The organism is Pseudomonas sp. PSPC3-2 (assembly GCF_049897085.1).
GTDB classification, from domain to species: Bacteria; Pseudomonadota; Gammaproteobacteria; order Pseudomonadales; family Pseudomonadaceae; genus Aquipseudomonas; species Aquipseudomonas paraveronii.
In genome coordinates this window covers 143,917-156,746 of record NZ_JAFCVO010000003.1, presented here as the reverse complement: position 1 = coordinate 156,746, position 12,830 = coordinate 143,917, and the positions used below count along the sequence as shown (strand labels likewise).

The window sequence follows — 12,830 nt, the reverse complement described above, 5'->3', positions numbered from 1 at the left end:
TTAGCATCTCAATCAAACACTCAGCGGAGGCGTTACGAGATGTTGCACGACCGCGATCGGCAGTTCATCGCGGGCACGCCCGGCGCCCACAAGGCACTGTATTGTGTGTCAGGGTTTGGCCAGTTCCGGCAGATCCCCGGTCAAACCAAGGGCCTGGCGCACGAAGATCGCCTTGGCTTCCGGCATCTGGTCGACCACCTTCAAGCCCGCATTGCGCAGCCAACGCAACGGCAGTTGATCGGCCTGGAACAAGCGCTCGAAACCTTCCATCGCCGCCATCAGCGCCAGGTTATGCGGCATGCGCCGGCGCTCGTAACGGCTCAGCACTTTCACATCCGCCAGGCGCTCACCACGTTCGGTCGCCGATAACAGCACCTCGGCCAGCACGGCCGCGTCGAGAAAGCCCAGGTTCACGCCCTGCCCCGCCAACGGGTGGATCACATGGGCCGCGTCACCGATCAACGCCAGGCCTTCGGCCACATAACGTTTGGCGTGGCGTTGGCGCAATGGCACGCACACGCGCGGGTCGGCGCTGAGCACCGTGCCCAGCCGCCCTTCGAAGGCGCGCTCCAGCTCACGGCAGAAGTGTTCATCATCCAACGCCATCAGGCGTGCGGACTCAGTCGGCGTGGTCGACCAGACGATCGAACACCAGTCCTCCTGCCCATCGCGCACCAGTGGCAAAAACGCCAGCGGGCCGGTGTCGGTAAAGCGTTGCCAGGCTGTGCGCTGGTGCGGTTGGCTGCTGCGCACGCTGGTGACGATAGCGTTATGCAGGTAATCCCATTCGCGGGTCGCGGTGCCGGTCAAACGGCGCACGGCGGAGTTGGCGCCATCGGCCGCGACCACCAGCGGCGCGCGCAGCGTGCGGCCATCGGCCAGGGTCAGCAGCCAGTCATCGCCGGAGCGGCGCATCTGTTCCAGGCGCGCATTGGCCAGCAGGCCCAGGTCGCAGTCGTGCAGGCGATCGAGCAAGGCATCCTGGACCACGCGGTTTTCGACGATATGCCCGAGCACTTCGGCATGCACGCTGGCCGCCGAAAAATGGATCTGCCCGGTGCCGCTGCCGTCCCACACCTGCATCTCGCCATACGGGCTGGCGCGCCGTTCGACGATGCCGTCCCACACGCCAAGGCGCTCAAGGATGCGCTGGCTGGCGGCCGACAAGGCGCTCACCCGCGGTTCAAAGGCGGCGTCACGCTCGAACGGCTTGACGCTCAGCGGGCCGCCATCCAGCAGCAGCACCTGCAGGCCACTGCCCTGCAACGCCAGCGCCAGGGCGCTCCCGACCATTCCGGCCCCGACAATCAGCACATCTGCGCGCATGTCCATGCTTTAAGCCTGTCTCGCTGGCGGCTTGCGCCGCACGTAAAGGGTTTTGTCGACCCGCGCCACCAGGGTGCCGGAGCCGTCATGAATCTGGACCTTGAGGTGGGGCAAGTACTTCTCGCCGCCCTCGGTCTGTCGACGAATCTCATCCAGCAAGGCGTCGTCGATGGAAAATTCGGCATACACCGGGCCTTTGCCCGGCGAGATGAAGTCGATGCTCGCGGCCTTGTCCCAGACGATGTAGTCGCGGCCCAGGTTCTCCATCAGCATCAACATGTAGAACGGGTCGACCATCGAATAAAGACTGCCGCCGAATTGCGTACCGACGTAGTTACGGTTGTACCAGCCCAGGCCCATACGCACTTTGACGTGCCGGAAATCCGCGCTCATCTGCTGCACGCGGACCCCAGCGCCCAAATACGGTGGGTACACACTCATGACCCAACGCAACAAGCGCGCTTTGCCCAGACGGGCGATCAGCCACTTACGCATCCGGACGCGTGCCCAGGCCCATGGCTTGACGGGCGAACCAGCGTTTGGCCGGCGGTAGCAAATCCAGACCCAGCAAGCCCATGTTGCGCCCCAGCGCGACCAGCGGCTGGGCGCTGCCGAACAGGCGCGTGACCTGATCGGAGAAGCCCACGGTCAGCTTCTGATCCATGCGCTGACGCTCGCGATATGCCTGCAAGGTCGCCAGGTCACCCGGCACCGCTGGCCCGGCCAGCAAGGCCTCGGCCAGGGCACTCGCATCGCGCAGGGACAGGTTGAAACCCTGCCCGGCAATCGGGTGCAGGCTGTGGGCGGCATTGCCGAGGATCGCCAGGTGCGAGCGTACTTGTTCTTCGGCTTCCACCAGGGTCAGCGGGTACAGATGCCGCGCGCCGACTTGCTTCAAGGTGCCCAGGCGGTAGCCGAACACGCCCTGCAATTCACTGAGGAAACTGCGCTCATCCAGGTTGGCCAGACGCTGCGCGTCCATGCCGGCACGGGTCCAGACCAACGCGCAGCGGTTGTCCGGCAGCGGCAGCAGGGCCATCGGGCCGTCGTCGGTGAAACGCTCGAAGGCTTCGCCGTTGTGGGCTTCGCTCGGGGTGATATTGGCGATCAGCGCGCTCTGGTTGTACGGGCGGGCTTTCACGGCGATACCCAATTGCTCACGCAGGCCGGAGCGACCGCCGTCGGCCAGCACGGCAAGGTCACACTCGAGCACGGTTTCGTCGTTGAGGGTCAGGCGATAGCCGTCGGGCAACGGCTCCATGCGCGTGACTTCAGCCGGGCAGCGCCAACTGACCACGTCCTTATCCAGGCCTTGCCACAGGCATTGGCCGAGCCAGGCGTTTTCCACTACGTAGCCGAGGGCCGGCACGCCCTCTTCCATGGCGGACAAACGCGCAGTGGAGAAGCGCCCGCGGTCCGACACATGAATCTGCTTGATCGGTTCGGCGCGGCGGGAGATGGCCTGCCACAGGCCCAAACGCTGATAAATCTGCCGTGCGCCATAGGACAGCGCCGAAGAGCGAGCGTCGTAGCTCGGCTGGTAGCTGTCGCCCGGCGCGAAGGGTTCGATCAGTACGATCTTCCAGCCCCGCGCCTTGGCCCCGGACTGCAACGCCAACGCCAGGCTGGCGCCCACCAGGCCGCCGCCGATAATGGCCAGGTTGACCCGGCTCATCGGGCGGCCGCCATCAACGCTTCAATGTCGGCGACGGTCTTGGGCACGCCGCTGGTCAGAATCTCACAGCCTTGTTTGGTCACTACCACGTCGTCCTCGATGCGCACGCCAATGCCACGCCATTTCTTTGCCACGTTCTGGTTGTCCGGCGAAATATAGATCCCCGGCTCCACGGTCAACGCCATGCCGACTTCCAGCACACGCCATTCACCGCCCACTTTGTACTCGCCGACATCATGCACATCCATCCCCAGCCAGTGGCCGGCGCGGTGCATATAGAAAGGCTTGTAGGCTTCGCTGGCGATCAGTTCGTCAACGTCACCTTGCAGCAACCCCAACTTCACCAGCCCGGCGGTGATGACCTGCACGGTGGCCTCATGGGCCTGGTTCCAATGCTTGTTCGGTGCAATCTCGGCGAAGGCGGCTTCCTGGGAGGCCAGCACGACTTCATAGATCGCCTTTTGCTCGGGCGAGAACTTACCGTTGACCGGCCAGGTGCGGGTGATGTCGCTGGCGTAGCAGTCGATCTCACAACCGGCGTCGATCAGCACCAGATCACCGTCCTTGAGCAGCGCGTCATTCTGCTGGTAATGCAGGATGCAGCTGTTGCGCCCGGCGGCGACGATGGAGCCATAGGCCGGCATCTTCGCGCCGCCTTTGCGGAACTCGTAATCCAGCTCGGCTTCGAGGCTGAACTCATGCAAGCCAGCGCGGCTGGCCTGCATCGCCCGCACGTGGGCCGCGCAGGAAATTCGCGCTGCTTCGCGCATCACCTTCACTTCCGCCGCCGATTTATACAGGCGCATGTCGTGGAGCAGATGATCCAGGGCAACGAATTCGTTCGGCGGCTGGGCGCCCAGGTGCGCTTTAGAGCGGATGACGTTGATCCACTCCATCAGGTGCCGGTCGAACTCGGCATTGCTGCCCATGGCCGAATACACCCGGTCGCGGCCTTCGATCAGGCCGGGAAGGATGTCGTCGATATCGGTGATGGGGAAGGCATCGTCGGCGCCAAAATCACGCACTGCGCCTTCGGTGCCGGCGCGCAGGCCGTCCCACAGTTCGCGCTCGGCATTGCGTTCGCGACAGAACAGCACGTACTCGCCGTGCTGGCGACCGGGCATCAGCACGATCACTGCCTGAGGCTCGGGGAAGCCGCTCAGGTACTGGAAATCGCTGTCCTGGCGGTAGACATGTTCGACATCACGGTTTCGGATGGCCACGGCAGCGGCCGGTAGAATCGCGATGCTGTTGGGCACCATCTGCGCCATGAGCGCCTTGCGGCGACGGGTGTATTCCGCTTTCGGGATATGGATCATGGGCAGATGGGTTTCCTTTCTTGGTGCAGTGACAGCCTTAGTGCAACGACGGCTTGGCCGCGACCGGTTCAGCGGACTTGCGGGTCTCGGTGAACAGCAGCAACGGCGCGACGCGCAGGTATTCCATGACTTCCATGTAGTCGCCTTCACCGTCTTCGGACTCTTCCAGGGCATCTTGCACCTGGGAGATGGCGGCCAGGTCTTGCAGCACTTCCTTGGCGTCGGTGCTCAGCTCAAGGCCGCCGGCGTTCACGCCAAAACCATGGAGGAAGCCCTGGCACCATTCGCCCAGCGCGGCAGCGCGCTCGGTGAGCGGTGCATCGTCGGTCGGCAGCAGCAGGACCACGGTGACGTCATCACCGGTCAGCTCGCCCTTGACCATTTCCTGCAGGCCGATCAGCGCGTTACGCACGTTCTCGGTGGGTTCGGTTTCCAGCAGTTCGGCCACATCGGCCAGCCAGTTGTCGGCGTCAAAGCCGACACCGGTGCAACTGCGGCCCAGCAACACGCCGTGCAGTTCGGCAGGCGAGCAAGGATGACCGCTGGTGCTCAGCAGTTTGGTAAAAGCATCATACGGGGAGTTCTGAATAGGCATGGTGAGCTAGGCGCCAGACGGCGCAATGTCTAGAATGGAGCGCTGTATCCTAGCACCGGCAGACGTACCAAGACTATCAAGGGCGTCAGATCGTTTATCCTGCAGTTGCCATTCATCAGACAAATCCAGTGGAACCCAATGGAAGACACCGACCTGCAAGCGCTGATGGCCAGATTCGAATTGCTAATTGATCGGGTCGAGCAACTAAAGAGGCAAAACGGACTCCTATTAGCTCAGGAAAAGACCTGGCGCGAGGAACGCGCTCACCTCATTGAAAAAAACGAAATCGCCCGGCGTAAGGTCGAATCGATGATTTCGCGCCTTAAGGCCCTGGAGCAAGACTCATGAGTTCAAGCAATAGCGTCACCGTGCAGATTCTCGACAAAGAATATTCGATCATTTGCCCCCAGGAAGAGCGCAGCAACCTGGTGAGCGCCGCCCGTTACCTGGATGGCAAGATGCGTGAAATCCGCAGCAGCGGCAAAGTGATCGGCGCCGACCGCATCGCCGTGATGGCCGCGCTGAATATCACCCACGATCTGCTGCATAAGCAGGAGCGCCCTGACGTACAGGCCAGCGGCTCGACGCGCGAGCAGGTGCGTGACCTGCTGGAGCGTGTGGACCTGGCACTGTCCAACGATTCCGAGGCACCCAAGGGCTGATTGCCGCGCCCGTTTAAGGTATACTCGCCCCACTCCCTGGCGTGCTTGCCAGTCGGCGATGTCCCGGAGCCGATTCGCACTACCCTGGAAGTTGCACGTTTGGCTGGTGTGCATGTCCGCTAGACGGAAAGCCTTAAAGCCTACTGCATCTTCCACCTTGAACTTTCGGGTTCAAGGGCTTAGTCGACAGCGGTTCTGTCGGGGAGCCTGAATCCCAAACTCAATGCCAGTCCCAGGACTGGCATTGTTTTATGAGCCGAAAAACCATGACCGAACCTGCGCCGCTTTCCCGTCCGCAACTTCGACGCATGTTGCGCAACGCCCGCCGCGCCCTCACGCCGAGCGAGCAACGCAAAGCCGCCCAAGGCGTGTATCGGCAACTGGCACAGCACCCGCTGTTTCGCCGGGCCAAGCATATTTCCCTGTATCTACCGACGGACGGTGAAATCGATCCGCGCTTGCTGCTGCGTGCGGCCCAGCGGCGGGGCAAGGCCACCTACCTGCCGGTGCTCAGCGCCTGGCCACGGACCAAGATGGTGTTCCAGCGTGTTCGGCCTGGGGAGAAGCTGCTGCCCAATCGCTTTCGCATTCTTGAACCACGGACGAATGTCCGCCGCCAGCGCAAGGTCTGGGCGCTGGATCTGGTGCTATTGCCGTTGGTTGGGTTCGATGACGCGGGTGGGCGCCTGGGCATGGGCGGCGGCTTTTATGACCGCAGCCTGGCTTACCTGGTGCGCCGCCAGCACTGGCGCAAGCCGACGCTGTTGGGCCTGGCCCATGAATGTCAGAAAGTCGAACGACTGGTGCAGGCGAGCTGGGATGTGCCGTTGGCGGGCACCGTCACCGATAAGAAATGGTATATCGCGCAGGCGTCGCTGGAACCTGCGACGCCCTGAAGAAGGGTTAACGCTTGAACGGTTGTGGCGGCTGCTGAGTCAGCTCAATGGGCGCATCGGTCTTGTTCGACCACAAGCTCTGCGCATACCCGGTGGTCACGACGCCCAGACCAAACAAAATAACCAATATCCATAGTAAATCCGGTTTACGTTGCATCGATTGCCCCCCTTCAGGCACCTCGTACACGATGACAACAACGTTCCAAAGTAGTCCGTTGCAGCTGCGTCAAGCTTAAAATCCCGGCATTCTGCGTTAACGTGAACCAACACGCAAACCTTGACGCCAACCGACCGTCGGTTTGTCATGCAATTGCCCGACAACCTGTCCAACGCCTTTTTCAGGAGCCGCCCAATGGCCTACTGGCTGATGAAATCCGAGCCCGACGAACTTTCCATCACCGGCCTGGAACACCTCGGCGAAACGCCATGGGATGGGGTTCGCAACTATCAAGCGCGCAACTTTCTGCGCGCGATGGCGGTGGGCGATGCGTTTTTCTTCTACCACTCCAGTTGCCCGGAGCCTGGCATTGCCGGCATCGGCAAAATCGTCGCGGCGGCGTATCCCGACCCCACCGCGCTGGACCCTTCCAGCCACTATTTCGACGCCAAGGCCGGCCCGGACAAAAACCCGTGGAGCGCGATCAACGTGGCCCACGTCCAGACGTTTCCCAAGGTACTCGGCCTGGGCTATCTGAAGCAACAAACCGCACTGGCCGAACTGCCGCTGGTGCAAAAAGGCAGCCGTCTCTCGGTGATGCCGGTGACCGCCGAGCAATGGTCAGCGGTACTCGCGCTGCGCTAAACAGCAGAACCTTACAGTCACGCGCCCAACGCATGCATCTGCACCGCAACCGGGTTAGGCTTGCGCTTCATTTGACCCGTATCAAGCGCCCTCGGGCCGAACCGGTCAGACTAGGACGCTAACACCGCAGGAAGCAACCATGTCGACGAACCATCGCACCTCCCAGTTGTTTGCCACCCTCCTGATTGTGTTGCTGCTCGCCGCCGGCGGTTTCGGTTACTGGAAATCCACCCAGGACCGCCTGCCCGAAGGCTTGAGCATGGGCAATGGCCGCCTGGAATCGACCGAAGTGCAGATTGCCGCCAAGATCCCCGGGCGGCTGGACGAAGTGCGAGTGGATGAAGGCGACAAGGTCCTCAAGGGCCAACTGCTGGCGCGCATGGACACGCGCACCCTGGAAGCCCAGCGCGCCCAGGCCGAAGCCGAAGTGCTGCGCGCCAAGGAAAACCTCGCCGCCGCCGAAGCCAATGTGCAATTGCGCCAGAGCGAACAACTGCTCGCCCACCAGGAACTCAAGCGAACCCAGGAGCTGTACAAGCGTGGCTTCGCCAGCGGCCAGTTGATCGACCAGCAGCAGGCGCGCCAGAACACCGGCAATGCGGCCGTGGTTGCCGCCCAGGCCCAGGTCAATTCGGCCAAGGCCGCCATCGGTGCCGCCCAGGCCCAGGTGGCGCAGCTCACCAGCGAAATCGATGACAGCAGCCTGCGTGCGCCCATCGACGGCATTATCCAACTGCGCCTGGCCGAGCCGGGCGAAGTGCTCGGCGCGGGCGGCCGCGTCTTGCTGCTGATCGATCCCGAAGATCAATACATGAACCTCTACCTGCCCGCCTCGGTGACCGGCGCCCTGACCGTCGGCAGCGACGCGCGCATCCTCCTCGACGCGCTTCCCGACCAATCGCTGCCGGCCAAAATCAGCTTCGTCGCGGCCAAATCGCAGTTCACGCCCAAAGAGGTAGAAACCCGCGATGAACGCCAGAAATTGGTGTTTCGCGTCAAACTGCGCCTGACCCACCCCAGCGCCGTGCCGCAGGCCAAACCGGGCATGCCCGGCGCCGGCTACGTGCGCACGGCTGACATCGACTGGCCGGCTAACCTGCAATGACCGATCTGGCGCTGCACGCCACGGGCATCCAGCACCGCTACGGCAAGCAACAGGCGCTGGTCGATATCGCCTTCAGCCTGCCCGCTGGCACGCGCTGCGGGCTGATCGGCCCGGATGGCGCGGGCAAGTCGAGCCTGCTGGGCTTGATCGCCGGGGTTAAAAAACTCCAGGACGGCCAACTGGAGGTGCTCGGCGGCTCCATCGCCGACCGCCACCACCGCAACAGCCTCTACCCGCGCATCGCCTTCATGCCCCAAGGCCTGGGCGGCAACCTGTACCCCGAACTGTCCATCAGCGAAAACATCCGCTTCTTCGCGACGCTGTTCGGCCTGACCAAAGCCGATTGCGACCAGCGCATGCACAGCCTGCTGCTGGCCACCGACCTTGAGCGCTTCGCCGACCGTCCGGCCGGCAAACTCTCCGGCGGGATGAAGCAGAAACTCGGCCTGTGCTGCGCGCTGATCCATGACCCGGACCTGCTGATCCTCGACGAGCCCACCACCGGGGTCGACCCGCTGTCACGTCGGCGCTTCTGGGAACTGGTCGAAACCGTTCGCAGCGAGCGCCCACAACTGACGCTGCTGGTGGCCACGGCCTACATGGAAGAAGCCGAGCAGTTTGAACATTGCCTGATGCTTGACCGCGGCAAACTGATCGCCGACGGTTTGAGCAGTGAGCTCGCCGCAGCAACCCCCAGCGGCAAGCTGGATGAGGCCTTCACCCACTTCCAGGGCGACAGCGCCCATGACAACCAACCGCTGGTTATCCCTGCGCGCGCAAGCAACAGCACCGATATCGCCATCGAAGCCCACAACCTGACCCTGCGCTTTGGCGACTTCACGGCGGTCGATAACGTCAGCTTTGCCATCGGCCGCGGCGAGATTTTCGGTTTCCTCGGCTCCAACGGCTGCGGCAAGACCACCACCATGAAAGTCCTCACCGGCCTGATGCCGGCCACTGAGGGCACTGCCACGCTGCTGGGCAACCCGGTGAACGCCAAGGACCTGGCCACCCGCAAGCGCGTGGGCTTCATGTCGCAGAGCTTTTCGCTGTACGGCGAACTCAGCGTGCTGCAGAACCTGGTGCTGCACGCGCAGTTGTTCGATTTGCCCAAAGCCGACAGTGGCAAGCGGATCGATGAGCTGATCCAGCGTTTCGACCTCGGCGAGGTGGCCGAGCAGCCGTCGGGCGAGCTGCCCCTCGGCCTGCGTCAGCGCTTGTCGTTGGCCGTGGCGGTGCTGCACCGCCCCGAAGTGCTGATCCTCGATGAACCGACCTCGGGCGTCGACCCGGCGGCGCGGGATGACTTCTGGCGGCTGCTGATCGAACTGTCGCGCGAACAAGGGGTGACGATCTTTCTGTCCACCCACTTCATGAACGAAGCCCAGCGTTGTGACCGCATCTCCCTGATGCACGCGGGCAAGGTGCTGGCCTGCGACACGCCCGACGCGCTGCAGCAGCAATTCCACGGCGACACCCTCGAAGCCGCGTTCGTCACATGCCTGGAGCAAGCCCAGGGCGAAGCCGAACCCGCCGCGCCCAACGCACCCACCGCTACCGTCAGCGAAACCAGCCCACCGCCCGTGAGCAAGCGCGGGTTCAGCCTGTCGCGCCTGTTGGCCGTGGCCAGCCGTGAAGGCAAGGAACTGCTGCGCGACAAGGTGCGCATGGCCTTCGCCCTGCTCGGGGCGATGTTCATGATGGTGATCTTCGGCTACGGCATTTCCCTCGATGTGGAAAACCTCGCCTTTGCCGTCTACGACCAGGACCAGACCCCACAAAGTCGCGCCTATCTGGAAGCGTTCCGCAGCTCGCGCTACTTCGCCGAACAAACACCCATCCAGGATGCCAACGAACTGCACCGGCGCCTGCAACGCTCGGAAATCAAACTGGCCCTGGAAATCCCGCCCGGTTTTGGCCGCGACCTCTACGCCGGCCGCCAACCCAGCGTGGCCGCCTGGCTCGACGGTGGCATGCCGTTTCGCGCAGAAACCAGCCGTAACTATGTAGAGGCGGTCCACCAGGCCAACCTGCAGCAACTGTCCGAACTGAGCAGCCAGCCGTTGAACAGCCAAAGCGCGGCCAAGCTCGAAACCCGCTTTCGCTACAACCAGGATGTGGTCAGCGTGAACGCCATCGGCCCAGGCGTGATGGCACTGATCCTCGCCTTCATCCCGGCGATGCTGACTGCGCTCGGTATCGTGCGCGAGAAAGAGCTGGGCTCGATCACCAACTTCTATGCCACGCCGCTGACCCGCCTGGAGTTCCTGCTGGGCAAACAGGCGCCGTACCTGGCCGTGAGCCTGGTCAACCTGGCCGTGCTGGCCGCGATGAACCGCTGGCTGTTCGGCGTGCCGTTCAAGGGCAGCGCCCTGACCCTGGCGTTCGGCGGCCTGCTGTACGTGCTCGCCACCACCAGCATGGGCCTGCTGATTTCCGCGTTCACCCGCACCCAGATCGCAGCGATCCTCGGCACCATGATCATCACCAGCCTGCCGACCATTCAGTTCTCCGGGCTGATCGTGCCGCGTTCGTCCCTGGAAGGTGCGGCGGCGGTGATGGGCACACTGTTTCCGGCGGGGCACTTTCTCGATATCGCGGTGGGCACGTTCACCAAGGCCCTCGACCTGCGCCAACTGTGGCCGCAGTGCCTGGCGCTGTTCGGGTTTTTCCTCGGGTTTACCGGGCTTAGCCTGATCATGCTGAAGAAGCAGGAGGCTTGATGCATAAGTTCGCGCACATCCTGCGCCTGGGGATCAAGGAACTGACCAGCCTGCGCCACGACAGCGTGCTGCTGTTGTTTCTGTTCTACGCCTTCACCGTCGCGATCTATATGCCTGCGGCCGGCTCGGTGATTGGTGTGCATAACGCCAGCGTGGCGTTTATCGACGAGGACCACAGTGCGCTCTCGCGGCAGATGGCCGAGGCGTTGCAGCCGCCCGAGTTTCAGCCTCCCGTGCCGTTGGCCTACGACCAGTTGGATAAGGTCATGGACAGCGGCCAGTACACTTTCGTGATCAACGTACCGGCGAATTTCCAGGCCGATCTGTTGGCCGGTCGCGAGCCCGGCGTGCAGGTGAACGTCGATGCCACCGCGATGAGCCAGGCCTTCATGGGCGCCGGCTACATCGGGCGGATTTTCCAACGCGAGCTGCTGACCTACAGCGGCCAGGCCGACTCCGCCAGCAAAGCGCCGGCGCTGCTGACGACGCGGGCGCTGTTCAATACCAATCTGGAAGGCGGCTGGTTTCTCGCGGTCATCCAGATCGTCAACAACATCACCATCCTCGCCATCGTGCTTACCGGTACCGCGCTGCTGCGCGAGCGCGAACACGGCACCCTCGACCATTTGCTGGTGCTGCCGCTGACGGCGCTGGAAATCATGCTGGCGAAAATCTGGAGCAACATGCTGGTGGTGGTGCTGTGTACCTGGCTGTCCCTGGAAGTGGTAGTCAAGGGCATGCTCGGCGTGCCGCTGGCCGGGTCGCTGAGCCTGTTTCTATTCGTGACCGCGCTGTACCTGTTTGCCAGCACCGCCCTGGGGATATTCCTCGCCACCCTCGCCCGCTCGACGCCGCAATTCGGCTTGCTGGCGATCCCGGTGATCATCCCGATGCTGTTGCTCTCCGGCGGCAGTACGCCGCTGGACAGCATGCCCGAGTGGTTGCAGTGGGTGATGCAGGGGTCGCCGTCGACGCACTTTGTGAGCCTGAGCGCGGCGATCCTGTTCCGCGATGCGGGCGTGAGTGTGGTGTGGCCAGATTTGCTGGCGCTGGCGGGGATTGGCTTGCTGTTCTTTGCGGTGGCGTTGGCGCGGTTCAGGAAGAGCCTGGCGTCTTGAGGTGTCTGCATGGCCGCGATCGCGAGCAAGCCCGCTGCCACATTTGGAACGCATTCCGATGTGTGCGCGTGCCTGCTTGCGATCGCCGTACAGCGACTATTGGATGATCAGGTTGTTGAACAACAGGTCTTCCACCATCGGCTTGCCGGTTTCGTCGTTCATCACTTGCTGGGTCTGCTTCAGGGCTTCCTGGCGCAGTTTTTCCTTGCCTTCAACGGTGCTCATGCTCTCGTTGGTTTGTTGGGTGAACAGCGCCACCAGTTGATTGCGAATCAACGCATCGTTGGCTTTGACGGCGGCAGCCGCTTCGGGCCCGGTCACACGCAGGGCGATATCGGCCTTGTACACCTTGAGCTTGGCCGTGCCATCCAGGCCATAGTTGCCCACGAGCGGCGGGGCCAGGCTGATATAGCTGACCTTCGGCGCCTCGCCTTCTTTCGCCTCTTTCGCCTCTTGGGCCTGGGCCGCCATCGGCAAGGTCAGGGCGAGCATCAACAGAATCCACGCTTTCACAGTTCATTCCTCACATTCGGTTGCCCAGTAGCATAACGCTAGCAGGGCAGAGCACAAGCTTATGGCGACTTATCAGGCCCGGGCATGCTTGTTGAC

14 protein-coding genes and 1 other RNA gene are annotated in these 12,830 nt (G+C 62.9%); 8 read left to right on the top strand and 7 right to left on the bottom strand.

Features of this window, described 5'->3' with window-relative positions; all coding sequences use genetic code 11:
* Positions 1 to 108: 108 nt before the first annotated feature.
* Genes ACP7CJ_RS07420 through ACP7CJ_RS07400 form a run of 5 tightly spaced genes read right to left on the bottom strand, consistent with a single transcriptional unit; the run spans position 109 to position 4,915 of the window.
* Positions 109 to 1,326, bottom strand: coding sequence for a 2-octaprenyl-3-methyl-6-methoxy-1,4-benzoquinol hydroxylase (locus ACP7CJ_RS07420; protein ID WP_426100011.1), 1,218 nt, complete (start codon positions 1,324 to 1,326; stop codon positions 109 to 111).
* A 9-nt stretch (positions 1,327 to 1,335) separates the two neighbouring features.
* Entirely contained in the window at positions 1,336 to 1,821 is a 486-nt protein-coding gene (locus tag ACP7CJ_RS07415) for a DUF4442 domain-containing protein (RefSeq protein ID WP_247405648.1), read from the bottom strand.
* Positions 1,814 to 3,001: a 2-octaprenyl-6-methoxyphenyl hydroxylase gene (gene ubiH / locus ACP7CJ_RS07410; protein WP_247405651.1), complete on the bottom strand. Its 1,188-nt coding sequence runs from the start codon at positions 2,999 to 3,001 to the stop codon at positions 1,814 to 1,816. The genes ACP7CJ_RS07415 and ubiH overlap by 8 nt, the downstream gene beginning before the upstream one ends.
* Positions 2,998 to 4,320: a Xaa-Pro aminopeptidase gene (pepP, locus tag ACP7CJ_RS07405; protein ID WP_247405654.1), complete on the bottom strand. Its 1,323-nt coding sequence runs from the start codon at positions 4,318 to 4,320 to the stop codon at positions 2,998 to 3,000. Before pepP ends, ubiH begins: the two co-directional genes overlap by 4 nt.
* A 37-nt stretch (positions 4,321 to 4,357) precedes the next feature.
* Positions 4,358 to 4,915, bottom strand: coding sequence for a YecA family protein (locus tag ACP7CJ_RS07400; RefSeq protein WP_247405657.1), 558 nt, complete (start codon positions 4,913 to 4,915; stop codon positions 4,358 to 4,360).
* A 138-nt stretch (positions 4,916 to 5,053) separates the two neighbouring features.
* On the opposite strand from ACP7CJ_RS07400, the gene ACP7CJ_RS07395 reads away from it, so the two are divergent.
* From ACP7CJ_RS07395 to ACP7CJ_RS07380, 4 genes are all read left to right on the top strand, one after another.
* Positions 5,054 to 5,263 carry a TIGR02449 family protein gene (locus ACP7CJ_RS07395; RefSeq protein ID WP_247405660.1) on the top strand — a complete coding sequence of 70 codons (210 nt, stop codon included), beginning with the start codon at positions 5,054 to 5,056 and terminating at the stop codon, positions 5,261 to 5,263.
* A complete protein-coding gene (locus ACP7CJ_RS07390) occupies positions 5,260 to 5,577 on the top strand; it encodes a cell division protein ZapA (RefSeq protein WP_247405663.1) in 318 nt (105 codons plus the stop codon). Before ACP7CJ_RS07395 ends, ACP7CJ_RS07390 begins: the two co-directional genes overlap by 4 nt.
* A 30-nt stretch (positions 5,578 to 5,607) precedes the next feature.
* A non-coding RNA gene (gene ssrS / locus ACP7CJ_RS07385) (6S RNA) lies at positions 5,608 to 5,786 on the top strand.
* Between the two features lie 57 nt (positions 5,787 to 5,843).
* Positions 5,844 to 6,473 carry a 5-formyltetrahydrofolate cyclo-ligase gene (locus ACP7CJ_RS07380; RefSeq protein WP_426100010.1) on the top strand — a complete coding sequence of 210 codons (630 nt, stop codon included), beginning with the start codon at positions 5,844 to 5,846 and terminating at the stop codon, positions 6,471 to 6,473.
* A 7-nt stretch (positions 6,474 to 6,480) separates the two neighbouring features.
* Here the strand turns inward: ACP7CJ_RS07380 and ACP7CJ_RS07375 are convergent, their stop codons facing one another.
* Positions 6,481 to 6,630, bottom strand: coding sequence for a hypothetical protein (locus tag ACP7CJ_RS07375; RefSeq protein WP_426099931.1), 150 nt, complete (start codon positions 6,628 to 6,630; stop codon positions 6,481 to 6,483).
* A 195-nt stretch (positions 6,631 to 6,825) separates the two neighbouring features.
* Between ACP7CJ_RS07375 and ACP7CJ_RS07370 the strand changes: the two genes are divergently transcribed.
* From ACP7CJ_RS07370 to ACP7CJ_RS07355, 4 genes are all read left to right on the top strand, one after another.
* Positions 6,826 to 7,275, top strand: a complete 450-nt coding sequence (locus ACP7CJ_RS07370) for an EVE domain-containing protein (protein ID WP_276195372.1) — start codon at positions 6,826 to 6,828, stop codon at positions 7,273 to 7,275.
* A 139-nt stretch (positions 7,276 to 7,414) separates the two neighbouring features.
* Complete coding sequence (locus tag ACP7CJ_RS07365; protein ID WP_276195373.1) at positions 7,415 to 8,380, top strand: HlyD family secretion protein; 966 nt, start codon at positions 7,415 to 7,417, stop codon at positions 8,378 to 8,380.
* Complete coding sequence (gene rbbA / locus ACP7CJ_RS07360) at positions 8,377 to 11,103, top strand: ribosome-associated ATPase/putative transporter RbbA (RefSeq protein ID WP_426099930.1); 2,727 nt, start codon at positions 8,377 to 8,379, stop codon at positions 11,101 to 11,103. Before ACP7CJ_RS07365 ends, rbbA begins: the two co-directional genes overlap by 4 nt.
* Positions 11,103 to 12,221 (top strand): ABC transporter permease, encoded by a 1,119-nt coding sequence (locus ACP7CJ_RS07355; protein WP_276195375.1) that lies wholly within the window; start codon positions 11,103 to 11,105, stop codon positions 12,219 to 12,221. Before rbbA ends, ACP7CJ_RS07355 begins: the two co-directional genes overlap by 1 nt.
* A 96-nt stretch (positions 12,222 to 12,317) precedes the next feature.
* On the opposite strand, the gene ACP7CJ_RS07350 is transcribed toward ACP7CJ_RS07355, so the two are convergent.
* Complete coding sequence (locus tag ACP7CJ_RS07350; RefSeq protein ID WP_276195376.1) at positions 12,318 to 12,734, bottom strand: flagellar basal body-associated protein FliL; 417 nt, start codon at positions 12,732 to 12,734, stop codon at positions 12,318 to 12,320.
* Between the last annotated feature and the right edge of the window lie 96 nt (positions 12,735 to 12,830).